At 48.2% G+C, this 23,069-nt stretch carries 21 protein-coding genes, 1 tRNA gene and 1 pseudogene; 17 read left to right on the forward strand and 6 right to left on the reverse strand.

Annotation, left to right across the window (positions count from 1 at the left end):
• The first annotated feature begins 154 nt into the window (after positions 1–154).
• Entirely contained in the window at positions 155–1,759 is a 1,605-nt protein-coding gene (locus AC0L73_RS06515; RefSeq protein ID WP_473655159.1) for a L,D-transpeptidase family protein, read from the forward strand.
• An 83-nt stretch (positions 1,760–1,842) separates the two neighbouring features.
• Complete coding sequence (gene mepK / locus AC0L73_RS06520; protein WP_473655160.1) at positions 1,843–2,418, forward strand: peptidoglycan L,D-endopeptidase MepK; 576 nt, start codon at positions 1,843–1,845, stop codon at positions 2,416–2,418.
• A gap of 115 nt (positions 2,419–2,533) precedes the next feature.
• On the opposite strand, the gene AC0L73_RS06525 is transcribed toward mepK, so the two are convergent.
• Positions 2,534–3,871 (reverse strand): dicarboxylate/amino acid:cation symporter, encoded by a 1,338-nt coding sequence (locus tag AC0L73_RS06525; RefSeq protein ID WP_227949120.1) that lies wholly within the window; start codon positions 3,869–3,871, stop codon positions 2,534–2,536.
• A gap of 364 nt (positions 3,872–4,235) precedes the next feature.
• On the opposite strand from AC0L73_RS06525, the gene AC0L73_RS06530 reads away from it, so the two are divergent.
• The 4 genes from AC0L73_RS06530 (at position 4,236) to AC0L73_RS06545 (ending at position 6,534) form a co-directional block, all read left to right on the forward strand.
• Entirely contained in the window at positions 4,236–4,610 is a 375-nt protein-coding gene (locus AC0L73_RS06530) for a tyrosine-type recombinase/integrase (protein WP_473655161.1), read from the forward strand.
• A gap of 91 nt (positions 4,611–4,701) precedes the next feature.
• On the forward strand, positions 4,702–5,463 hold the full coding sequence (locus AC0L73_RS06535; RefSeq protein WP_473655162.1) for a hypothetical protein: 762 nt from the start codon (positions 4,702–4,704) through the stop codon (positions 5,461–5,463).
• Between the two features lie 7 nt (positions 5,464–5,470).
• Positions 5,471–6,412 (forward strand): tetratricopeptide repeat protein, encoded by a 942-nt coding sequence (locus tag AC0L73_RS06540; protein WP_473655163.1) that lies wholly within the window; start codon positions 5,471–5,473, stop codon positions 6,410–6,412.
• Between the two features lie 31 nt (positions 6,413–6,443).
• Positions 6,444–6,534: transfer RNA gene (locus tag AC0L73_RS06545), tRNA-Ser, on the forward strand.
• 166 nt (positions 6,535–6,700) lie between these two features.
• Here AC0L73_RS06545 and AC0L73_RS06550 read toward each other — a convergent pair.
• From AC0L73_RS06550 to AC0L73_RS06565, 4 genes are all read right to left on the reverse strand, one after another.
• On the reverse strand, positions 6,701–7,828 hold the full coding sequence (locus AC0L73_RS06550) for an NADPH:quinone oxidoreductase family protein (protein ID WP_473655164.1): 1,128 nt from the start codon (positions 7,826–7,828) through the stop codon (positions 6,701–6,703).
• Positions 7,829–8,142: 314 nt separating this feature from the next.
• Positions 8,143–8,889 (reverse strand): TRAP transporter large permease subunit, encoded by a 747-nt coding sequence (locus tag AC0L73_RS06555; RefSeq protein WP_473655165.1) that lies wholly within the window; start codon positions 8,887–8,889, stop codon positions 8,143–8,145.
• Positions 8,886–10,040, reverse strand: a complete 1,155-nt coding sequence (locus AC0L73_RS06560; RefSeq protein ID WP_473655166.1) for a TRAP transporter permease — start codon at positions 10,038–10,040, stop codon at positions 8,886–8,888. Before AC0L73_RS06560 ends, AC0L73_RS06555 begins: the two co-directional genes overlap by 4 nt.
• Positions 10,041–10,114: 74 nt before the next feature.
• Positions 10,115–11,107, reverse strand: a complete 993-nt coding sequence (locus tag AC0L73_RS06565) for a TAXI family TRAP transporter solute-binding subunit (RefSeq protein ID WP_227949109.1) — start codon at positions 11,105–11,107, stop codon at positions 10,115–10,117.
• Between the two features lie 194 nt (positions 11,108–11,301).
• Here AC0L73_RS06565 and AC0L73_RS06570 point away from each other — a divergent pair, with 194 nt between their 5' ends.
• From AC0L73_RS06570 to AC0L73_RS06595, 6 genes are all read left to right on the forward strand, one after another.
• On the forward strand, positions 11,302–12,087 hold the full coding sequence (locus tag AC0L73_RS06570) for an IclR family transcriptional regulator (protein WP_227949107.1): 786 nt from the start codon (positions 11,302–11,304) through the stop codon (positions 12,085–12,087).
• A gap of 7 nt (positions 12,088–12,094) precedes the next feature.
• Positions 12,095–13,297, forward strand: coding sequence for a CaiB/BaiF CoA transferase family protein (locus AC0L73_RS06575; RefSeq protein WP_227949105.1), 1,203 nt, complete (start codon positions 12,095–12,097; stop codon positions 13,295–13,297).
• A gap of 414 nt (positions 13,298–13,711) precedes the next feature.
• Positions 13,712–14,275, forward strand: a complete 564-nt coding sequence (locus tag AC0L73_RS06580; RefSeq protein WP_227949103.1) for a carboxymuconolactone decarboxylase family protein — start codon at positions 13,712–13,714, stop codon at positions 14,273–14,275.
• Positions 14,276–14,517: 242 nt separating this feature from the next.
• Positions 14,518–15,162: a DsbA family oxidoreductase gene (locus tag AC0L73_RS06585; RefSeq protein WP_473655167.1), complete on the forward strand. Its 645-nt coding sequence runs from the start codon at positions 14,518–14,520 to the stop codon at positions 15,160–15,162.
• A 2-nt stretch (positions 15,163–15,164) separates the two neighbouring features.
• Complete coding sequence (locus tag AC0L73_RS06590) at positions 15,165–15,770, forward strand: TetR/AcrR family transcriptional regulator (RefSeq protein ID WP_227949099.1); 606 nt, start codon at positions 15,165–15,167, stop codon at positions 15,768–15,770.
• 140 nt (positions 15,771–15,910) lie between these two features.
• On the forward strand, positions 15,911–16,291 hold the full coding sequence (locus tag AC0L73_RS06595; RefSeq protein ID WP_227949097.1) for a VOC family protein: 381 nt from the start codon (positions 15,911–15,913) through the stop codon (positions 16,289–16,291).
• 161 nt (positions 16,292–16,452) lie between these two features.
• Here the strand turns inward: AC0L73_RS06595 and AC0L73_RS06600 are convergent, their stop codons facing one another.
• Positions 16,453–17,472, reverse strand: a complete 1,020-nt coding sequence (locus tag AC0L73_RS06600) for an alpha/beta fold hydrolase (RefSeq protein ID WP_473655168.1) — start codon at positions 17,470–17,472, stop codon at positions 16,453–16,455.
• 378 nt (positions 17,473–17,850) lie between these two features.
• On the opposite strand from AC0L73_RS06600, the gene AC0L73_RS06605 reads away from it, so the two are divergent.
• The 5 genes and pseudogenes from AC0L73_RS06605 to AC0L73_RS06625 all read left to right on the forward strand — a co-directional run bounded on the left by AC0L73_RS06605 (position 17,851) and on the right by AC0L73_RS06625 (position 22,867).
• Positions 17,851–18,987: an aromatic ring-hydroxylating oxygenase subunit alpha gene (locus AC0L73_RS06605; RefSeq protein ID WP_227949093.1), complete on the forward strand. Its 1,137-nt coding sequence runs from the start codon at positions 17,851–17,853 to the stop codon at positions 18,985–18,987.
• A complete protein-coding gene (locus tag AC0L73_RS06610; protein ID WP_227949091.1) occupies positions 18,980–19,762 on the forward strand; it encodes an enoyl-CoA hydratase-related protein in 783 nt (260 codons plus the stop codon). The genes AC0L73_RS06605 and AC0L73_RS06610 overlap by 8 nt, the downstream gene beginning before the upstream one ends.
• A gap of 162 nt (positions 19,763–19,924) precedes the next feature.
• On the forward strand, positions 19,925–21,001 hold the full coding sequence (locus AC0L73_RS06615; RefSeq protein WP_227949089.1) for a C4-dicarboxylate TRAP transporter substrate-binding protein: 1,077 nt from the start codon (positions 19,925–19,927) through the stop codon (positions 20,999–21,001).
• Positions 21,002–21,035: 34 nt separating this feature from the next.
• The gene (locus tag AC0L73_RS06620; RefSeq protein WP_227949088.1) at positions 21,036–21,521 is read left to right on the forward strand and encodes a TRAP transporter small permease; all 486 of its coding nucleotides are present in this window, start codon (positions 21,036–21,038) and stop codon (positions 21,519–21,521) included.
• 6 nt (positions 21,522–21,527) lie between these two features.
• Positions 21,528–22,867, forward strand: a pseudogene (locus AC0L73_RS06625) (TRAP transporter large permease).
• Positions 22,868–23,069 lie beyond the last annotated feature (202 nt).

Genomic DNA, 23,069 nt, shown 5'->3' on the forward strand with positions numbered 1-23,069 from the left:
AAATGCTGCATGAAGAGATGTTGTACAAGAAATCCAAAACAACATGCATAAAAATTATCTCTGCTTAAGCTTAAGATTAAGATACGGATCATGCTGAATGACCTATGGCAATGTCAGGACTGTACATTATGTATAAGGCGACCTAGGGGAAGTGATGCGCGGTAAATATTTTATTTTCGACAGGGTGGTTCGCGGGCTGACTTCAGTGGCTTTAATGGTCATGCTGGGGCTATGTCCCGGGGCCTTTTATAATCCAGCTATGGCCGATGAGGCTAGGGGCGGGTTTGAACCTGCGTCAGTTGATAAAATTTACGCCGATTTAGGAGAAGATTCAATTTGGTGGACGCCAGCAACAGGCTTGACCGCACGCGGAAAGATTATTGTCGACTTTTTAAGCCATGCAGACCGGGAAGGGCTCAGACCGTCAGACTACCTCCCTTCGAATAATGACAAAAACGAAAACCTGACACCAGAAACGACGCCACAGAACTATGACCGCAGCTTCACAACGGGTCTGTTGCGTTACATTTCAGACATACGTGATGGCCGTCTGGCTGCACGTTATGTGGATCCAGAGCTTTTTGACATTCCAAACCCGACGAATGCCACCGCTTTATTGAAGGCAGGACTGCAAACAGCCGACTTTCAAGCATGGCTGGAAAGCCTACCTCCACAAAGCTTGAAATACAAAAACCTGAAGGAATACCTGGAGCGATACCGTAAAATCGCTGATATGAAATGGCCCCTTTTGAACACAGATCAAAAGCTAGAACTCGGATCCTCCGACCCCAATGTTCCTCACGTCAGGGCCCGGTTAAAAATATTAGGGGATTTTCCCGCCGATAACGACGAGACAAATGATGTTTTCGATAATGCCCTTTTCGTCGCCGTCGAGCGGTTCCAGAATCGCAATGGGCTAACGCCGGACGGCATTATTGGCCCGGAAACTTATGCCGCTTTGAATGTTTCACCCGCAAGCATTATCCAGAAAATAACCATCAATCTTGAAAGGTTGCGCCAGTTACCTGAGAGCCTCGGCTCCCGTTATGTAATGGTCAATGTTCCGGGATTTGACTTAACCGCGGTTTCCGATGGTGTCGAAAAACTGCACATGCGGGTAATTGTTGGGCAACAGAAGCGCCGCACACCGATCCTGAATGACAAAATCACCAGCATCAAGTTCCGCCCAACCTGGACGGTGCCTGTAAAAATTGCCCGCGAAGACCTGTTACCAAAGATTAAAGCGGACGTGAATTATTTGCTCACGTCGGATTTTCGGGTATTCACGTCGTGGAAGAAAGATGCCCCAGAAATTGATCCTCAGGGAGTCGATTGGCGGATAATATCGCCGGAGCGCCTAAACTATAAATTTGTCCAAAACCCGGGACCGAGCAATGCTCTTGGCCAGATCCGGTTCACACTGACCAATCCTTATGACATCTATCTTCACGATACGCCAAATAAGAATCTTTTCAACAAGACAGGTCGTGCGATTTCTTCAGGGTGTATTCGCGTAGCGGACCCGTTAACCCTGGCTGACTTCCTCATGGAACCCTCGGCCAAATGGACGGTAAAATCCATACAAGAGGCGATGGCGGCTGGCGAAAAGCAGGTGATAAAATTACCTGCCCCAATCCCTGTTTATATCACTTATTTCACGGCAGCAGTGGATGAGGCTGGCCAACTGCAACTTTGGAAGGATGTTTATGGCCGGGATGCGGATTTGATATATGTTTTGAAGCTTGGCACCGCTGAATGATTATTTGCCATAAAGACAAAAAATTAACACAATTAGCCTAGTATATTAGAGCAGCATAATCAGAATATGACGGATCGTTGTTTATGAAGAATACGGCGGAGACTTTATCCAGGCATCGTGCACGGCGCCTGTTTTTACGCAATGGAGTAGCCGCTGTATCAGCGGGATTTTTTCTTCCTTCAATTGCTCAAGCGGCAACGCAATTCACAGGGCATGAAAAGAAGTTATCTTTGAGCAACTTGCACACAGGTGAACGTCTTCAGTCTGTTTTTTGGGTTGAAGGTAAATTCGTTCCTGAGAGCTTGCGGGAAATAAATTACCTTCTTCGGGATTTTCGCACGGACGAGGTAGCCAAGATTGACCCGAAACTGTTACTGCTGATTCATCGGCTTCATCATTCAGTTGACGCTTCCAGATCCGCTCAGATTATCTCTGGCTACAGGTCGCCGAAAACAAACGCTGCACTACGCCAAAACAGCAGTAATGTAGCTAAAAAAAGTTACCATATGAAGGGAATGGCGATTGATCTTCGCATTGGAGGCGTCGATCTAAAGTATCTTCAAAAAGCTGCAAAAAGTCTCAAAGGCGGCGGCGTGGGATATTACCCTAAATCCCAGTTTCTCCATATTGATACTGGCCCTGTCCGTTACTGGACTTAAGTGCCGCTAACAGCCTGTCGGTGGCTCGTTGCTGCCCTTGGAAACTATTTACTCCAGCGCACCTCGCGTTCCATTGCAAAGAGGCCATATAAACATCAAGGCTGAACCTCAACGCTTACGGTGAGAATTTACCAGCTTTTTCCGGATCGGGCATTAATCGATCAAGAACCACGCTTGCAACCATATCACCAATGACATTGGCCGATGTCCTGCACATATCGATAATTCGATCAACTCCAATAATTAATGCAATACCTGCAGCAGGGATGCCGACACTTTCCAGAATTGTTGCCAGAATAACGATCCCAACACCGGGCGTGCCTGGTGAACCAATCGATGCGCCCGTTGCCATAACGATAACTAGGACCATGCCGGACAAGCCAATATCCACTTCGAACACCTGCGCAAGGAAAAGTGTAGCAACACCTTGATATAGAGCTGTGCCGCCCATGTTGATTGTTGTTCCCAGTGGGATTACGAAGCGGGAAATTCCAGTTCGGACACCTAGCTTTTCCTCTGTTGTACTTAACGTAAGCGGCATGACGGCAGCCGAACTGGACGTAGACAATGCCAACAACACAACTTCTTTGGAATTTGCTAGAAAAGTAAGGGGATTCATACGACCAACAACTAATAAAATCACCAAATAGACTATGAGCAATGCAAGCAAACCGACCAGAACAGTTACCACATACACAGCTGTTGCCATAAGTGTTGATATACCAACGCGCGCACTTATGCTGGCTATCAGCCCAAACACTGCATAGGGAACGAATTTAAGCACCCAACCGATAATAACCATGCAGACGGACTGAATGGATCCAAGCAGGTCGAGTATTGGCTTGCGTTGGCTCGACGGCATAGCCACGAGTGCAACGCCGATAATGACGGCGCTGATGACCGTTTGAAGCATATTGCCACTGACAAAAGTAGCTAATGGGTCTTTCGGAAACAGTCCAGTTAGCAGTTCCGGAAGCTCCTTCAAAGTGGGAAGACCCATCTTGGCAGCTCCGCTAACATCTGGCAGAGAGTCAGGGATAATTGCCTTCAAATGTGTGCCGTCTATATATGCCCCTGGCTCAATGATAAGAGCAAACCCAATACCGATTATAACAGCGGCAATAGTAGTAAGAACAAAGAACAATATTGCGGCTATTCCCAGTCGACCAATGTTTTCTGTGGCCTCTCCGGCAGCAATTCCCCGAATTACCGATGCAACAATAAGAGGGATAATAATAAACTGGATTGCAAGCAGAAACACCCTACCAGGCAAAGCCACCCAACCTGCAATTATTTCAGCGATATTCTTATCGAAAAGCCCGGTTGCCGGGCCAATCAGCACACCAAAGCCGATTCCTAGGATCATCGCAACAATTACTTGAAGCCAAAGTTTACCACTGACTAAGCTTGTCAGGTTTTCTTTCAATCCAATTAAAGATCGTGAAACCGCCATGCGCTCCTATCCCTTGTTTTGTAAATAGTATAACCAGTAAGCTGGGCGATGTCAGGCAGCGTCAGAGGAAAAGGATTTCATTGATGATTTGCTTGAAGAAATCTCTCACGCGATAGTCGAAATGAGAAGGAACGGATTATTCCTACAAAGGATGAAATCAGAGAACTAATCTCCAAGCCCCCTGCCCGTCATACCCCCGCGTGTCATCACTGCCCTGCTCACGGGAATGCGCTCCAGCGAGCTTAGAGGGCTTTTTTAGGCACAAGTAGACTTCACCGAGGGTCCCATTCATATCAGGCAACGTGCGGATCGGCATAATGTTATCGGTGTTCCCAAGAGCCGTGTGGGTAGTCGCACTATTTCGATGTCTCCTTTGGTTGCCAGCACGTTGAAGGATTGGAAAGCACGATGTCCGAAAGGGGAGCTTAATCTTGTCTTTCCCAACGGCGCAGGCAATGTTGAGGGGCATGCAAATATTTATCATCGGATCTTCAAGCCCCTCATGATTGCCTGTGATATTGTTGATACTGATGGAAAACCTAAGTTTGGGTTTCATTCTCTGCGACATGCCGCTGCGTCCTTATTCATTGAACAAGGTTGGACGCCCAAGAAGATCCAGGTGCTGCTCGGTCATTCGTCAATCAACATGACCTTTGATGTCTATGGACATCTGTTTCACAATACAGAGGAAGATATTTCCCAGATCGCGAAGATGGAGAGTAGTCTGCTGGCGGCGTAGGCCATGAAGATACCTTTTTGACTCTTCGCCATAAGGTAGATTATGGTAACGGGTAAATCTTGAAACCGGCTCTGAGCGCAAAGAATCCTGAATGTATCGTAGCTCATTCTTATTATTTCGAAAGTTCTACCGATACTATGTCATCGGTGCGCTAATAATCTTCTCGCTAAAATTTATGAACGAGAGCGATTTATTCAATGATATTGGGGTCGATGTAGCTTACTTTTCTTTATGGACCTATTTAGCCTATAGCACATGTGTAAGTATATTAAGCCCCGAAGCAGACGAGCATCCAAGCGATGCTGCTCCTTTTGCGCGATTCTATTTTCGATTTGCTGGGCTTTTCCTACCACTATACTTGGCTCGCTTGGCTTTCTTTATAGCCCTTCCATACTTCTTACGAGATTTACATGGTGACCTTAGCCGCGTAGCTTTAGTAGCTGTTATCGTACTTGTTGAGCATTTTCTAGAATGTATTCTATTTCTAGTTCAGTTTTCCCTATTCGGGTTGGCACTCCCATCTGCTATTTCTGGAGAGATTGAAGGAGAGAAAGGGAAATTCACCAATAAACTGAAGCTACTTCCCCAAGTATTCACCCGTCTTTTAATAGGTTCGGTTTTAGTTAGCTCAATCGGCGTTGCAATATATGTCGGCGCTTACTCAATTAACCCCGCCATGAAAAGCCTATTACTGGACGGATGGATACCCAACATTATTGGTATTAGCCTATTCGTCTTTAGCATTTCCGTTCAATCATGGGCTGTCGTAATGACATTCTGGATTCTGTCGAAATCATATATACGGATGAAATTTGGCGAAAGAGGTATGCAAGTTGTGTACAAGTACAATTGAGATGACAGTGAGACGTTTTACGACGGTTGCAATGCTAGTCCGTTTCGTTTGTTTTTTGCCTGTTCATATATTGCGAGAATATCGTCATAGGTTGCTCTGCTATTTTGCAAACGACTTTTTTGAGGATACTCCTTCAAATGCTTTTTTTGTCGTACCGGTTCTTTTTCTCGCAGCCTGCACAACAACAATTGAGCCTTCAACAAACTTTAAAAGCCATAACCCCTATATGGTTGGGTGGAATACGAGCCATAGTGAGCTCTGCTCGCAATTTTATGCTGGCGGCAACCCTTCATACAAAATCAAGGCTATTAAAACCTGGTACGCAACCGATCGGTTTTTCAATATAGGCTATGCTGACAATAAGAGGGATCTGGATCCAAACAAAGCCCCGAATATAGACAAATGCGACAGAGCGGTTGCCATAGTAGACGCTGAATACGAAGGGCAAGGAGTGCTACAATCAGACATTGTTGCAATCCGGGAAATTGAGGCCACAGCAAATTCCGGTGATGTCGTCGCTCAAAATAGTCTGGGGCTCATTTATTCTCGTGGGCAGAGGGTACCCTTAGATTATCAAGCGGCACGCAAATGGTTCACAATGGCAGCGGAGCAAGGGTTCGCGTTAGCACAAAATATCCTTGGTGATATGTATGTAAACAATCGTTTTGTCACGGCAAATTATGAAGAAGGGTTGAAATGGTATCGGCTCGCAGCAAGTCAAGGAAACATCGATGCTCAATTCAGCCTCGGCAGAATGTATTATTATGGGCAGGCAGTTGAGAAAGATTATGAACGATCTCTAATGTGGTATTCAGTCGCTTCCGGGCGAGGACATTACGGAGCAGACAAATTAAAACAACGGCTTGAGAACAAAATGACAAAAGAAGCAATCGAAAAAGCTAAAAAGTTAGCCAATTATTGCATCGACAACAGCTACAAAAATTGCTGAATTAAATAGCCCTCACTCTCAGTTCATAGCAAGGACTACGGTTCAAACTATCTTTCAAAAAGCTAAATCCACGCGGACTGGAAATCCGCGCGTCGGTGGTTCGAATCCGCCCCTGGGCACCATTTTCCAGATTCTGCTCTAGTGTACTTAAAGCTTATATTGCCTAATTGACGTGAGAACAAATCCAAACATTGCATTCAGTCGCCGCTCCTAGTTAGCCAAAAAGAAACGCTTTCTTTTAATCACCGTCTGGTTAGACATATGATTTACAGCTAAAAGCCCGCAAAATCATAATGAGAATGTCCGTGGATTTAATACACAGCCGCCGTTGACTTCGCCGGAGATCTTCGCATACATCGCGCGTTTATAGTCTTCCATAGGAAAGCAATGCGACACAAAGGGCGTCAGGAGACCATCATTTGCCCCCTTAAAGATGCTTTCAAGACGAGGGACGCGTATGGAGGGATCACGCCCGGAATGAATTACCATAGGCGATCCCATGACAAAAAGACCCTTCATCTGCATAATGTTTGTCGGTAGCCGATCCGCATTGTCAGAGCCGCGCTTTCCGCCCCCTTTTGCAACTTTCGTATTTTGGGCCCATCCGATGATTACCAATCTGCCACCAAAGTCGAGCGATCGCATCGCCTCCTCTGAAACATCACCGCCGACGGTATCGAATACAACCTCAACCCCACGCCCTCCGGTCAATGCCTTCACTTCTTCTCGGAACTTTGGGATGCCCGCTTCACCGGGCCGGGGGGAAGTATTAATAACGTGATCGGCCCCGAATTTTTTAACCTGTGCCAGCTTTTCATCGGATCGACCGGTCGCAATTACCTTTGCGCCAAGCAGCTTTGCAACTTGTATTGCCGCCATCCCTGCGGCGCCGGAAGCTCCCGTGATTAAAACTGTTTCCCCCGCTTGAAGCTTTGCACGGTTGATAAATGCGTAATAGGGTGTTTCGTAGTTCAGCAGTAAATTACACCCTTCATCAAATGACAGATTGTCCGGCAACTTATGGACGCCGTGTTCCGGCGCAATCGCATAAGACTGCCATCCGCCTTCCGCCTGATAGGCGCCTTTGCTTCGAGGGCCTGTCACCAGAAAATCGCTCAAAACCCTATCACCGACAGCGAGCTTATTCACATCGACATCGCGACCAGTTGCAAGCACCACCCCGGAATATTCCATCCCCGGAACACATGGCAACGGTACCATTGTTTGGTACTGCCCGCTCAACATCAGTAAATCGACGAATGAAACCGACGCACTATGAATGCCAATAATTACTTCGTGAGGTTGAAGTTTTCCGACTTCAGGTTTTGGGAACGTTTCGAGCTTCAGATCGTTTTCTATCGCGTCTTCTCTGTCCTCACCATATTGGCTGAGAACGAGCTTTTGTCCTTGGTGCATCCCAGGCATTTCCTTTTTTATTATTGAGCCCACTGCTTCACGATACGCATTTGTTTATGAATAGCGCAGGAATATGATTTTGTTTACTCCTAAATTGAGGAGTTGTCATACAAATTGCCCGCACATGCTCCGGGTGCAGGCGCTTAGTTTGGGCGTCTGGACACCTAGTCATATTCCTGCCAGAACAATCCTAGCAGCTTCCTAATAGATCTAAATTGAACTTATTATATCTCTGAATTTTTGGATCATGGCATTATCGCGTGATGACTCTCGATAACAATTTTTCTCAGCAGAATAACGCCGCCTAATTACCATCACCTAAGTGCAAGATTGTTGACAACCAATCGCTTTTGACGAACCTGCGACATGAATAACAACACTGCAAACGCAAATCCGATCAAGAATAAGACCAGTTCAATTTCTGCGGATAAGATGTTTCTACACAAAGCGTAGGCAATACTGGTTCCCACAGCGATTATTCCAAACAGCCAATCCCTTCCGCTAAAGCGAACCGCACCGGTCCCATAAAGCAACGCCGTGCCGACAGCCAATACAACGAAAATAGCGATGATAGACATAATCGCATTCAGCATATCTGTGCTTTGCAAGGTCATTGCCGGGTTGAAGACAATAAAGAAAGGGATGATAAACCCGGCGAGTGAAAGTTTAAACGCTTTCATCGCCGTGGCGAAGTAATTCGCCTTGGCAATCGCCGAAGCGGCCAAAGCGCCCATGGCAACTGGGGGAGTTACAGCGGAAATGATTGCGAAATAGAAACAGAAAAAATGTGCGGCCATGACCGGCACACCCATTTTTATAATGGTAGGAATCGCGACAAGGGCAACAAGGCTATATGCGGCAACTGGCGGAACGCCACATCCCAAAATAAGTGATACGACCATTGTCAACAGCAAGCCAATAACAATATTGCCGGCGCTGAAAACTTCAACCAGGCCAGCAATCTTACCGCCAAGACCTGTGGTTATCAGTGTCTGCGAGATTAAGCCAACAATGCAAAGGGAAATTCCAATCTGGGCACCTACGATTGCGCCATCTGTCACTGCCTCGAGAAATTCTGAAGCGGTTGGTCGACCGCCAGATCGAAAAAACTCAAAACAACAACCGTACAAATAGCCCAGAACGCGGCGTACGCCGGGCTGAAACGAAACAAGAGCAAGCCGGTTAGGATCGCAACAGGAATAACAAACATCGGAACTCCGCGCCGAATAACTGACCAATTCGGCATCTCTCGCGGAGCTTTTATACCGGCTGCAGTGGAGGCAAACTGGACCGACAGCATCACTCCGACGTAGAACAGTATTGCCGGAATCAGGCCAGCGATCATGATATCCGTGTAGGGAACCCCAACAAAAAAGGCCATCAGAAATGCCGCGGCGCCCATGACCGGAGGCATTAATTGTCCGCCGGTGGATGCAGTCGCTTCAATCGCGCCTGCAAGGGGAGCTGAATATCCCGCCCGCTTCATATAAGGGATTGTGAAGGCGCCAGTGATGGCAACATTTGCAACCGCCGCGCCGGAAACCATGCCAATAAGAGAACTGGAGACGACGGCAGTCTGGCCTGGTCCACCTGCGACACGCCGTCCAACAAGCTTGCCAAGCTCATACAGAAAATCATTTATCCGCAAAAGTCCCATCATGCTGCCAAACACAACAAACAGGAATATTTGGTTCGCTGAGATAGATAGAAACGTGCCGTAAATGCCCGAAAATCCGATCGACAAATATGAAATTACATAACCCAGGGAGAATTGCCGGTGATAGAGGGGGCCGCCGAGATAGTTGCCGAACAGGAAATACGCAACAAACACAAATGCAACTACCGGCAAAATCCATCCCCAAGCCTGCCGTGTCCCCTCAAATGTAAGGACAATCATTAGAATGCCAATCGCGATATCTGTCGGGGTGGGGAAACCCACATTCTGTTCCAAGGCGTCCAGATTGACATATACATATGCCGTGACAAACAGACCACAAGCAAGAAAGCCCAGGTAAATAAGGCGGCGAACAGGCCCAGCAGCCGAGCGGACAACAACAAGAAAGGTGAGTCCAAAAATAAAGGCCAAATGCACAGTTTGATGTTCAATGCTTCCAAGCAGAATTCCATATGCGCTAAGCATATGATACGCCACCATCGCCAAGGCGACGACATAGACCGCTATTCTGATAACACGATCAAACCCTTTATCCATGAAGGATCCCCCAAATAATAGGCTGGTAATCCCGTCGGCAATGCTACCGACGGGAGGTACAGTATGATTTTATATTATTTCAAACCGGCTTCTTTATAAGCACGGAGCGCGCCCGGATGTATCTTAGAAGGATCAACGCCATAGGCGAGAGACTCGCGCGACATTAATTTCCCTAAGGCATGATACTCCTTAAACATGCCGACATTTTCGATGATCATTTTTGTAATTTCATATGCAGTTTCATCAGGCATCTCCGGATAGGCACCCCATGCAATGGGGTCAAAAAAGCCAGACATGTCTGCATTTACACCAGCGATTGCATCCTTCGGAATAGTAAGCTTATTAATCCCGACACCGGCAGCAATCGTCTTCGCAACTGCCTCTTCTCCCCACGGAATGTGGTAGAGCGTCTTTCCGCTACCGACAACCGTCAATGTTTGAGGGCTCGGGCTGAAAGTCTTGTTAATTGGATCGGCATATCCACCGATGATGGCGGCATCTACAGTGCCATCCAGCAATGCCTGAGCGGCTTGCTTGGTCCCAAGATATTCAATATCAATTTGTCCGTCGAGCCCCCAACCATGCTTGATGATTAGTTCAGGTTCAATTGTCCACAAGATTTGCGGAGGCCGGCCCAACCCTACGCGCTTTCCAATCAGATCTTTTGGCTCCTTGATATTCTCGTCCAATGTCGCCAACCAGACAGAACCCAACAGATAAGTCGCCAGAAGTTTCGGCGCTGGTGTCGGCTCGTTAAACGGCTTCAGGCCGTTCTCGGCAAGATAGGCAAGACCAAAAGTATAAGGCGTAAGGGTATCTGGCTTGGTTGCCGGATCTGCCTTGAGTTGCTTCAAATTAAATACCAGCCCTGGGCTTTCTGCCGCGACGACCTGAATCTTAGCATTCGTCTTCTTCGAGATTTGCTCCATAGCGCCGCTTAGGGTGTTGCTACCTGTTCCAAAAGGACCCGACGGAATATTAATAGGATGGTCTTGTGCGAATGCTGAAGGCGCAGCGAGAGTAAGCAGCAAGGTAGCGCCCGCAAACAAATGTCTAACAATCTTCATGTTTTTCCTCCTCCAAAAAATAGACTTAGGCCATACATAGCCTTGCCTTATGTTTCATTATATGTAACTCTATATCTTATATTGAAACAATATCGCAAAATAGCTAATATAGTCAAGAACCATCAATCGGCATGGCAAGCTGAGTCATTTGATTGCACCGAAAGATTGGGAAGCAACATGCAGGAGAAATTATTGTGAACCCGCCAAAGACCTATCCTACGCAGTATCTGCAAACGGTCAGCCGAGCGGTCGCCGTACTAAGAGCCTTTAAAGGAGGCAGCAGAGACATGTCTCTTAAAGAGTTGACGGATGAGTTGAAGCTTAACAAAGTCACGACGTTTCGACTTGCTCGGACTTTGTCGCATGAAGGGTTGCTCGTCCAGGACCCTGCAAGTGATCGATATTCTCTCTCATTTGGGTGCCTGTCACTCGTAGACGCAATACTTGACCGGAATGGACTGGCAGAAATATCCAGAAAGCATTTACGTAAAGCACGCGAAGAGACAGGAGAGACAGCCACCATATTAGTCCGCGAAGGCTGGGATCGCGTTGTCATTGCGACCGAGCCAAGCCTACAACCAGTTCGTTATGTGATGGAAGTGGGCAGGAGTAATCGTGTCTATTTAAGTGGGTCCGGAGCCTGTCTTGTATCCGGTATGAAAGAAGACGAACTGGAAACCCTGTATGCATTTATTGAAACGGACTCGATTGCGAAAGAATACGGTCTGACAAAACAAGTCCTCCTGGAACGGCTGGATTTCATCACAAACAACGGATGGGGCACCGCGCAAGGGGAATGGGCCGAGGAGGCCGCAGGCGTTGCAGCTCCAATTTATAACCGGGACAGAGAAGTAATTGCTGCCATAGCAATTGCTATGCCCCGCAACAGATACAACAAATCCTACAGAGATAAATGCGCCCCTGCCGCAATGAAGGCAGCAAAACTGATCGGCAAAGAATATGATTCCATCAACAGATAGGGAAAAAATGAGCGCCAAACCACAACTTCTATCCGGCCTGAAAATACTCGACCTTGCAACTATGCTCGCAGCACCTATGGCCTCCACCCTCTTAGCCGATTTTGGTGCCGAAGTTATCAAGGTCGAACTTCCAGATAAAGAGGATCCCTTACGTGATCTACCTCCGCACAAGGATGGTAAACCTCTTTGGTGGAAGGTTACGAACCGAAACAAAAAAGGTATTACGCTGGATATACGTAAGCCTGAAGGTCGGGAACTGCTTCTTGAAATCATCGGCAATTTTGATGTGCTCGTAGAAAATTTCCGGCCCGGCACATTGGAAAAATACGGTCTCTCACCCGAGGTACTTCAGGCACGTCACCCGGGCCTTATCATCCTGCGCGTATCCGGATATGGACAAACAGGCCCCAATGCGACGAGTCCCGGCTTTGCACGTGTGGCGGAAGCCTTCTCTGGCTTCACCTATCTTTGTGGTTACCCCGAGAGCGGACCCATGCATATCGGCTTTCCTATCGCGGATGCAACCACCGGGATTTTTGGTGCTCTCAGTATCATTATGGCGTGCTGGCACAAGGCGAAACATCCGGAAGCGCCCGGTGAAGTTATCGATTTGTCCCTTGTCGAATCAATGTTTCGTCTGCTGGAATTCCTCCCGATCGAGTATGATCAACTGGGGCACGTCAGAGAAAGGTCCGGAAACCGAAGCCAATATGCTGGCCCCAGCAACATATATCGCTCAAAAGACAGTAAATGGATTTCCTTAAGCGCATCGGCCCAGTCAATCTTTGAAAATTTTGCCCGTCAAATTGGGCGGCACGAACTGATTACCGATCCTCGCTTTAAGACCAACAGCAATCGGGTAAAGCATGCGGATGAACTGGATGAAATCGTTGCCACCTGGTTCGCGGGCAAGACACAAAGCGAAGCTCTTGAGGAAATGAAAGCAGGCGGAGTCGCCGGTGGCCCGGTACTATCGATTGAAGACATTTTCAACTCCGAGCAGTTTAAGGCCCGTGACGCCATTATCAAGGTCAACGACCCGGAACTCGGGCCGGTTGCCATGCAGGCCGTTACCCCGAAATACGCTAAAATGCCGGGCTCCGTATCCCGTACCGGCCCTGTACATGGGCAGGACACTGATGATGTTTATAAATCTCTTGGCATAAGTGAAGACCGAATTACCGAGCTTAAAAGTAAGAGGGCAATCTGACAGAATATCCTCCCCTGTAAAGCTTCTTGGACTCTTAGAGGATGGGCCCGGCATTACCAGTAATTGCTTCAACTTCGCTCCGCCGATTGGCCGGGATACGCTGGCACCTTATGTACGTTCTACGCTGTTGACTTCACATTTGAGTGATTACTCAAACTAGATATTGAGTAATCACTCAAATGTGACTATTTCATCACCAGCACAGCATGACAGAGGACTCGAACAATGACGTTGAAAGAGAAATACAAGGATTATGCGATCACTATTAGAGCCATTTGTTGCATCCAAATTGAACTCACCAATCAAGTCGCAGCCGGTTAAGGCAGGCTAGACAAATTCTATGTCATCGTCCCCAGCCAGCACTAATCCCGTACAAAACCAATTAATCTAAACTCAAAATTAAAAGGTAAGAAAATGACTGACTTCATCAAACACACTATTGAAACAGCCCCGGAAGATTCTAAGCCGCACCTGGAAAAATCGTTGAAGAACAACGGCCGTATCCCCGGGCTTCATGCTATCATGGCTGATGCTCCGGGTCTGTTGGCTACCTATAATTTTGCCCATCAACAATTCATGGCCACAAGCCTGACTGACGAGGAAAAAACTGTCGTTTGGCAAACGGTGAATGTTGAGCAGGACTGCCATTACTGTGTGCCTGCGCATACTGGTATTGCCAAAATGATGAAGATTGATGACGCGATCACTGAGGCGTTGCGCAACGAAACTCCACTACCGACTGCTAAGCTGGAAGCGCTGCGCGACTTCACCTTACTGGTTATTCGCAATCGTGGTTTTGTGGACGAGGCTGATACACAAGCCTTCCTGGCGGCGGGTTTCAGCCAGACCAATATCCTGGAAGTTATTCTCGGTGCCGCACAAAAACTTATGTCCAACTATACCAACCATTTTGCCCAGACGCCAATTGATCAAGTGTTCCAAAAATATACGTGGGAGAGAGCGCCCAAGGCCGCCTAGCTATACAATATTTTAGGGCAGAGAGTTCCTCTGCCCTAATACCTTCGCAAAAGTTAAACATGAATGCTTCAAGCTCCCAATTTTCCTGGCAAAACCCCAGTCTTTTCTTGGCCTGAAAAAGCGGGCTCCGATCAAATCAACTTGACAGAAAAACTGATTTCACTGGTCTTTGGCACCGATTATTTGCGATTATGACAAGAAGACGACCGTAGCGACCTCGGATATGATAAAAGGATTATCACATGACAACACCACTCCGCATCGACATTGTATCCGATGTGATGTGCCCTTGGTGCATCATTGGGTATCAACAGTTAGCACGAGCACTTGAAGCTACGGGCACCGCCCATGATATCCACTGGCACCCATTCGAACTGAACCCCGAGATGCCACCAGAGGGCCAGAATACTCGCGAGCATATCATCGAGAAATATGGCTCAACTCCGGAGCAATCAGCGCAGAGTCGGGAGCAGATGACTAAGCTTGGCACTGATCTTGGTTTTGATTTCAGGTTCACTGAAGACATGCGCATGCATAACACGTTCAATGCCCACCAGATGCTTCATTGGGCTGACAAACAGGGGCGCAAGAATGATCTGAAGATGGCGTTATTCACTGCACATTTCACTGAGGGGCGGAACTTGTCTGACATGGCGGTTCTGGCTGATGTAGCCGGGGAAACTGGGCTTGATCGAACCGAAGCACTGGCGGTTCTGGAAGAACAACGGTTTGCGTCTGACGTCCGGCAGGAGCAGAATTTCTGGATCCAACAAGGTATTCGCGGCGTACCGGCAATGGTATTTGACCAGAAACACCTTATCACAGGCGCGCAAGGGGTCGACAATTACACAAAAATCCTGGTCCAACTGACTAAAGAAACCACCTAACCATGCCCCGTTCCGCCCCTTATGATCGTGAAACTGCTCTCGACGCAGCCATGGTACTGTTCTGGGAGAAAGGGTTTCACGCAACCTCACTCAAAGATTTGGAAGCAGCGCTGACGATGAAGCCTGGCAGCATTTATGCGGCGTTTTCCAGTAAAGAAAACCTATACATGTTGGCGCTAGAGCGCTATTTCGCAAAATCCCGCGCAGGGTTTCGCAATCAGGTCTTGCGCGCAGCCTCGCCGCTGGATGCCCTGGCCGATCATTTTCGTGCCTATGCACGACTGGCTCCGAATGATATGTCCCGGCAAGCCTGCATGTTGACCAAAACCTTGGTTGATACGCGTACGACCGACCCTGCCATTGCCGCCGCGACACGCGAATATCTAAGTGCAATGCAAAACGAATTTTCTGCCGCTTTTTCCGCCGCCCTAGACACGGGCGAGCTAAGTAGCAATGCTGATCCAAACCGCTTGGCTCGCCGTTTTCAAGCCAATGTGACCGCGCTGCGACTGGCTTTGCATCAGGGGATGGATACTGGAGATTTCATCCAATTGGCCGAGGACATGGCTTTGGAGATCGAAAACCTGCGGGTAAATGCAACATCATAGCCCGCCCTGAGTGAATAATTCTCAAATTTACTTCTGAGGTTTTTGCCTATTATTGGGTGGGTTGTTGTTTGTATTCTATGAGTACACAGGATACCATCATGGCTAACTAACTAATATCAAATACCATAATGGGGGTTAAAATGTTTAGTCATGTAATGGTTGGCGCCGACGATGTTGAGAAAGCAAAAGTCTTTTACGATGCAATCCTTGGGGAGCTAGGTCATGAGCCTGGTGTGATTGACAGCATGGGTCGTTGTTTCTACCGCACAAAAACAGGCGTGTTCTCGATCAGCAAACCTATTGACGGAAAGCCGGCCTGCAACGGCAATGGTAGTACGATCGGTTTTGCGGCATCGGATACGGATCAGGCAGACAAGTGGCATGCCGCTGGCCTAGCTAACGGCGGCGTTACGTGCGAGGACCCTCCTGGAGTTCGCGAAAGTGCTAATGGCAACCTGTATCTTGCTTACTTACGAGATCCAACGGGTAATAAAATTTGTGCTCTCCATCGCATGAAGTAAATTAGTCATTAGACTTCATATCTTGCGCCTCATGCTTCGCTATAATGTAAAATGACGGTTCGCCCAGAAGAGGGGCGGCCCGTGTCTTCCGTCTAGTTGGCTTAAATTAAGCATTTGGTTAGGGGTGGGATAATGCCAAGCCTGCCCAAGAGGACCTCTAGTCAGTCCTTGAGCAGATCCTCGACCGCCTGTCGCAGAGCTGCCTCATCTTCCGGGTTCTGCGACGGGTTGCCAGCACGATGGCCCCAGATTGATTCTATTGGTCGGAATTCAGCGTTCGGCATTTGCGCGGCATCCAGCGCGCTGTCTTCAGGTGTAAAATAAAGATCAGTTTTGGAAGGCATAACGATGGTTTTGGCTGTTATGGCCCCCAGCGCCCGTGCCAGATCGCCCTGATAAATATCATTGTCCGAGATATCCGACGCCTGCCATGTATCCAGGCTTGCCAGCAAATCATGAGCATCACGACGGAGAAAATTAGCCTCCCAACTGCGCACGAGGAAATCCTCTAGCGAATTGAAACCAACCCCTTCGTATAGTTTCTCACGATAGAATGCCTGCGACATCGCCCAACCGGCATAGACACGGCCCATGGCTCTGAGGCCGCGCACCGGGTGAGCCGAAAAATGATCTCCCTGCCAATGAGGATCGCCCGTTAATGCCACGCGTACACCTTGAAGAAACAGCTGATTATGTACTGAGGTGCGGGCGGAACTGCAGACCGAGCAAATCCGCTCAACCCGATCAGGAAAAATCGCGCCCCAATGCAATGCCTGTTGCGCCCCCATAGACCAGCCATAGGCGAGCGCTATCCGCTCGATCCCGAAAACCTCGGTGAGCAGGCGTTCTTGCGCATGGACATTATCCCAATGGGTGAAAAGAGGGTAACGATCCGGGCCAAACGGTGCGACTATGTTGGACGGCGACGTCGACAGACCATTCGTAAACATATTAGGAATGATGATAAACCAGTCTGTCGGATCAAGAACCCGGCCAGGGCCGATCAGCCATTCGGTATCGTAATGCTGGGCGCCGTAAGAAGTTGGATACAAAATGACATTGGATTTATCATCGGCGAGACGGCCATATGTCTGGTAGGCGATCTCTGCCCGCGGCAAAGTGATGCCTCGTTGCAGCGTCAGATTCTCAAGCTCAAAAATTGAGTGACCAACAGTCGACATATTCGCTCCTAATATTTGCTGCCTGCGGGGCGCGGCTAAGGGGGATCCATTTTGAGTTTTGAATATAGCTTTTCTCTGAGTGCTTCGTAAGGTGTAATTATCTACTTTACTTTTCCAAGACCGCCATTCACATGCCCTCTATATCGTCGGTCATCTGAATGAGACTTCCTATTGACCCCAAAAAGATCGCCTGTGCATTTCGAACAAAACTGCCAGATTTCGTAGTCGATACATACATTCAGGGTGAATAATAAAATTAAAGACAAAACACTATGTCTAACTTAGTCAGGGCAGTGACAATAATTCAACTGAGTGGACAAGAACCAAACAAGTCAGATAGCATACGTCCTGAATATAAATAATTATAAGAGCTAAACCATGGCCATGATACTAAGCGATGCCGATGTTATCGACAGAATTTTCTCACATTTAGATGCCAAAACCACAGACGTGGGAGAAAACGTTTGGCGCGAACCGGTTGAAAATTATCATTCAGAGGAACGCTTTCAGGCGGAAGTAGAGATGCTGCGCCGCCTGCCAGTCCCTTTCTGCCCCTCTGCGGCCGTGCCAGAGAATGGATCGTTTGTTGCCCGTACAGCCGCATTAACGCCGATTGTCGTAGTGCGCGGGGACGACGGTATTGTGCGCGCCTTCCGCAACAGTTGCCGACATCGGGGAATGGCCGTCGCAAACGGGAACGGCTGTGCCCGCGCTTTCGTATGCCCTTATCACTCCTGGACTTATGGCCTAGAGGGAAATCTCAAACATATTCCCGGCCAAGAAGGGTTTCCCGGTGTGGATATGGCGGAACATGGGTTGATCCCCGTTAAGGCGGAAGAGCGCGGAGGTCTTGTGTTTGTAACACAGGACGCGCCACTTTCGAATGGCGCTCTCGACGCATTGCCGGACATCCTCGATCCTCGGCAGGACATGTTCGACCACGGTGAATATACGGATGCCGCGAATTGGAAACTCATCGCAGAAACATCAATGGAGGGGTACCATATCAAGAGCCTTCATAACCGTACATTTTTCCCCTACGGCTTGGACAACGTAAATGTCGTAGAGGTTTTTGGAACCAACTCCCGTATTATTTTCCCGTTTCGCCGCATAAATAAACTGCGAGACATTCCGCGTGAAAAACGGCGTATCAACGGGATGACCACAGATGTTTACCAACTCTTTCCCAATACTCACCTCTCCGTTCTCTCCAATCATACGCAACTCGTCGTGCTGGAGCCGGTGTCCCCTATCGAGACCCGGTCAGTTGTATACCGTATGCGCAACCTTGACACACAGGGTATTCCCGTCGATCTGGATGTTGCAATCCGCGACGCCGGCTTCGTCAAGAATTCTGGCATTGAGGAAGATCGGGAAGCTGCCCGCACGATACAAATAGGTTTAGGCTCCAAGGCCAACAGTCATTTCACTTTCGGATATTATGAAAAAGCAATCGTCCATTTTCATGAAACTCTTAATGACCATCTTGTAAAAAGGAACGACCCAAATGGCTGAATTGATTAGGGAGACTGAGGGAAATCTATTGAGATTGACGCTAAATCGGCCGGAACAGATGAATGCCATGTCTGCAGAGCTGATAAATGACCTAACAGACGCCATAATGGATGTCACTGCGAGCCGTTCGGCTAGGGCAATAATGATAACCGGCTCAGGTCGAGGATTTTGTGCTGGGGCGGACTTGCAGGGAAGCGGACTCGCGGATCGGCGGGATTTTATTGAAGGGCAAATGATGGCGGGAATAAATCGGCTTATTCTCGCTGTTCGAGAAGTGCCGGTTCCGGTTGTGATTGCTCTCAATGGCGCGGCCGCAGGCGCTGGTTGCGGGCTGGCGCTATCGGGGGATATCTTGATCGCCGCCCGCTCGGCGAAACTTCTGACCGCTTTTTCGCGAATTGGTGCCGTTTTGGATGGTGGCATGTCCTGGTCTCTCGTTCAAAAGCTCGGAACTGCTCAGGCTACTGCCCTTGCAATGTTCGGGGATCAGCCCATCGACGCCGAAACAGCTAAAGAATGGGGCTTGATTTGGCAGGTTGTCGACGACGATAAGCTTCCTGATGAGGCAACCAGTCTGGCTCAACGACTCGCGAATGGCCCTTCAGTAGCATTGGGTCTGATCAAACGGCAAATTGCGTTCGCCCAAGGTAATGGCATTGCTGATTCATTAAGGTTTGAAGCAGCATGTCAGGGACAAGCATTTAAGACTGACGACTTTATGGAAGGCGTTAAAGCTTTCCAGGAAAACCGTCCGGCAGAATTTAAAGGGAAGTAGGCGGAAACGCATTAAACCAAAAATCGGCGCGCCCGAATTTACACTCAACCTATTGACTATTTTTAAATTCTATACCACCATTCCGACGTAGTTTCGTACGACCAAGTAACAAAGAATAAACGTACCGAGGCACAGACAGAATTTTCTAGTCAGGGAAAAACAATGAAACTTTTATCTAAGTTAGCCAAGAGCCTCGCTCTTATGGCAACGCTGTTCACTTTGTGTGCTTTCAGCGCGAATGCATATGCAGAATATCACCTCCGTTACAGCGAACTCGGCCCGCCACGCGGAGCGCGGGCAGAATCCTTGAAATGGTGGGCTTCTGAAATTGAGAAACGCACAAACGGCGAAGTAAAAATCGAATTTTTCTGGAGCCAAGCGCTATCCAAGGGCAAGGAAACCTTGAGGGCCGTTTCTACCGGCCTTGCAGATGCGGGAACCATAATGGGCCCTTACAACCCTGCCGAAATGCCGGTATGGAACTACGGAAACATCCCGTTTGTCGCTGGCGATATCTGGGTTACGCTCAGGACTTGGCAAGATCTGCAAAGAACAATGCCAGAGCTTTCCAACGAGATGAAGAAGAACGGCATTCATTTGCTGGCTAACTTCACCACAGGCCCCAGCGAGATTGTTTCAAACTTTGAGATCAAATCAGCTGCTGACCTCGATGGCAAAAAAATCCGGGCGACTGCCGGCTTTATTACGCTTTTGAAAAACCTCGGCGCCATTCCTGTAAATCTCGGTCATAGCGAAATCTATCAGGCTATGGACCGCGGTACAGTTGATGCCGGTGCTACCTACATGTTTGCGACCCGTTCATATAAATTTTATGAAGTTGCGGACTATGTAACGGAAGTCAACATGGGGCAGGTTGTTGGATATGGTGCAGGTATAAATCGCCAGCAATGGAATGAAATGCCTGAAAACATCAGGAATATCATGACGGAAGTCAGCGAGGAGTTTGTTGAACATTACTCCAAAGCCCTGATCGAAGATAACGCTTCTGCCCGCGCCGAATTGCTCAAAGGCATTGACGGTAAAGTCATGAAAATTACCACTCTTGATGAGGCTGAGCGCGCGAAATGGAGAGCTGCGGCAGAAGAGCTGGTCGTTGAATGGAAAGAAAGAACAGATGCCAAGGGTATCGATTCCCAGAGTGTCATTGATCAGTACAATGCGACTTTCGCAAAATACCAGAAGGAGCTCGAAGAAAAGGGCTATCCTTGGAACCGTTGAGCTGTATTTCGTAACTAATTAATCTGGAAAATAGATGAAAAACAGCTTTCACTATTTCGAGAAATCTCTCGTTCTAGTTGCCGGCATAGCCGTTATGCTCATGCTTGCAATCACCACATTGTCTGTATTAGGCCGATACGTCATAGGCGCCCCAATACCAGACGATGTGGTGATGAATGAGTTCCTCATGGTGTTCGTCGTGTTCTTGCCTTTCGCTTTTGTGCAGTCACAACGCGAACACATCATGGTGACCTTGTTCACAGATAAACTCTCCGACCGCGTAAACCTGATCCTCGACGCCTTCGGCTTTCTGCTTGGTTTCGCGTTTTTCGCGATCATGACCTATTCAGCATTCCACTACTTTCTGGATGCGTGGATTACCGGAAATTATATGGAAGGCCCGCTATCATTACCGGAATGGCCGGTCCGTTTCATATTTTTTGTCGGCATTCTCATGTTTACGCTTCGGTTTGCAATAGACGTGGTCAAAGCCGGGCTTGAGCTCACGAACAGAAAGTAAATTTTTATGGATCCCATTACTCTCGGATTCTGCGGAATCGGCGTACTTTTACTACTAATTATTATTCGTGTTCCAATTGCGGTCGCGCTTGCGGTCGTCGGATTTGTTGGTCTCATTCTGGCTATTGGATGGCCTGCAGGTCGGGAAGCCAATCTCGAACGGGGCTGGCAGGCGGCGATAAACTATATCGCGTTTGAACCCTACTCATTCGTTGCCTCCTTCTCCCTTGTTGCCATTCCGCTCTTTTTGATGATGGGCTACGTCGCCTTTCATTTCGGATTTACACGTGATGGATATGATGCGGCTCGTGCATGGCTGTCCCGGCTTCCGGGGGGCTCGCCGTCGCTTCTGTCATGGGCTGCGCAATGTTTGCTGCAGTCAGTGGTTCTAGCCTGGCAACGGCTGCCGCCATGGGTAAACTCGCCGTGCCGGAAATGCTTCGCTACAAATACGACAAGGGACTGGCAACAGGTGTAATCGCCGCCAGCGGTACGCTGGGATCCCTAATTCCGCCAAGTATTCTTATGATTATCTATGGCCTGTTTACCGAACTATCCGTTGGAAAGCTTCTTCTTGCAGGCTTGGTACCCGGTATTCTTTCTGCATTGATCTACATTCTTATGATCGTCATTCGGGCCCTGATTAACCCGAAAATAGCGCCGCCTCCTGAAAATGTTAGTTGGGATACACGCTACAAATCCCTTCAAGGTACATGGTCGATAATTCTTCTGTTTGTACTTGTGATGGGTGGCATTTATGCCGGTATAGTAACCCCGACAGAGGCCGCCGCCGTTGGTGCCGCAGGTGCGTGGGGTCTAGCCGCCCTTTCCAAACGATTGAAGGCAAAAGAAGCGAAGCTTTCGATTCTTGAAACAGTGACCCAATCCGCCAGTATATTTGCCGTTGTCATAGGCGCCAAAATATTTGTTGGCTTTATTGCTATTACCGGGGTTGCTGGTTTCTTGTCGGATTTAGCGCTATCGCTCGATTATCCGCCGATTGTTATCCTACTAGCCCTGTCGCTGGTATATGTCGTTCTTGGAACGTTTATGGACCCACTCGGGATCATGCTATTGACGTTGCCAGTGGTTGTGCCTGTGATCGAAAATCTGGGTTATGACCTGATCTGGTTTGGCGTCATCATGATTAAATTGCTTGAAATCGGTCTAATTACTCCGCCTGTCGGACTGAATGTCTATATTCTAAAAGGGGTGATTGGTGACACAGTTAAGCTTGAAACCATATTCAAAGGCGTCCTCTGGTTCCTCGTTATGGATATTTTGACTTTGCTGCTGTTGATACTCGTACCGGAAATCAGTCTGTTCTTACCGAACGCACTGAATTGATTTTCCAATGCGAATATCTCTTGTATTAGAGTGCAAACAGATCCGGAGTTTCGCTTAATAGACGGATAGGATAAACTCGGAACTAGCTAATTTTCCTGATAGTTCCGAGTTTACCCTTTAACGTCACCTATTGTCGTTTAGCGCTAAAGTACGACAATCTAATGATTGGCGATGGTGGTGTGCGCGGGGTTCAAATTATTTG

The organism is Sneathiella sp. D3-11 (assembly GCF_055809395.1).

Excerpts from the sequence above, each read along its gene's own strand:
- AC0L73_RS06515 (WP_473655159.1), top strand. The coding sequence starts at position 155 with ATGCGCGGTAAATATTTTATTTTCGACAGGGTGGTTCGCGGGCTGACT.
- mepK (WP_473655160.1), top strand. The coding sequence starts at position 1,843 with ATGAAGAATACGGCGGAGACTTTATCCAGGCATCGTGCACGGCGCCTG.
- AC0L73_RS06525 (WP_227949120.1), bottom strand. The coding sequence starts at position 3,871 with ATGGCGGTTTCACGATCTTTAATTGGATTGAAAGAAAACCTGACAAGC.
- AC0L73_RS06530 (WP_473655161.1), top strand. The coding sequence starts at position 4,236 with ATGTCTCCTTTGGTTGCCAGCACGTTGAAGGATTGGAAAGCACGATGT.
- AC0L73_RS06535 (WP_473655162.1), top strand. The coding sequence starts at position 4,702 with ATGTATCGTAGCTCATTCTTATTATTTCGAAAGTTCTACCGATACTAT.
- AC0L73_RS06550 (WP_473655164.1), bottom strand. The coding sequence starts at position 7,828 with ATGCACCAAGGACAAAAGCTCGTTCTCAGCCAATATGGTGAGGACAGA.
- AC0L73_RS06560 (WP_473655166.1), bottom strand. The coding sequence starts at position 10,040 with ATGGATAAAGGGTTTGATCGTGTTATCAGAATAGCGGTCTATGTCGTC.
- AC0L73_RS06565 (WP_227949109.1), bottom strand. The coding sequence starts at position 11,107 with ATGAAGATTGTTAGACATTTGTTTGCGGGCGCTACCTTGCTGCTTACT.
- AC0L73_RS06575 (WP_227949105.1), top strand. The coding sequence starts at position 12,095 with ATGAGCGCCAAACCACAACTTCTATCCGGCCTGAAAATACTCGACCTT.
- AC0L73_RS06580 (WP_227949103.1), top strand. The coding sequence starts at position 13,712 with ATGACTGACTTCATCAAACACACTATTGAAACAGCCCCGGAAGATTCT.
- AC0L73_RS06585 (WP_473655167.1), top strand. The coding sequence starts at position 14,518 with ATGACAACACCACTCCGCATCGACATTGTATCCGATGTGATGTGCCCT.
- AC0L73_RS06590 (WP_227949099.1), top strand. The coding sequence starts at position 15,165 with ATGCCCCGTTCCGCCCCTTATGATCGTGAAACTGCTCTCGACGCAGCC.
- AC0L73_RS06595 (WP_227949097.1), top strand. The coding sequence starts at position 15,911 with ATGTTTAGTCATGTAATGGTTGGCGCCGACGATGTTGAGAAAGCAAAA.
- AC0L73_RS06600 (WP_473655168.1), bottom strand. The coding sequence starts at position 17,472 with ATGTCGACTGTTGGTCACTCAATTTTTGAGCTTGAGAATCTGACGCTG.
- AC0L73_RS06605 (WP_227949093.1), top strand. The coding sequence starts at position 17,851 with ATGGCCATGATACTAAGCGATGCCGATGTTATCGACAGAATTTTCTCA.
- AC0L73_RS06610 (WP_227949091.1), top strand. The coding sequence starts at position 18,980 with ATGGCTGAATTGATTAGGGAGACTGAGGGAAATCTATTGAGATTGACG.
- AC0L73_RS06615 (WP_227949089.1), top strand. The coding sequence starts at position 19,925 with ATGAAACTTTTATCTAAGTTAGCCAAGAGCCTCGCTCTTATGGCAACG.
- AC0L73_RS06620 (WP_227949088.1), top strand. The coding sequence starts at position 21,036 with ATGAAAAACAGCTTTCACTATTTCGAGAAATCTCTCGTTCTAGTTGCC.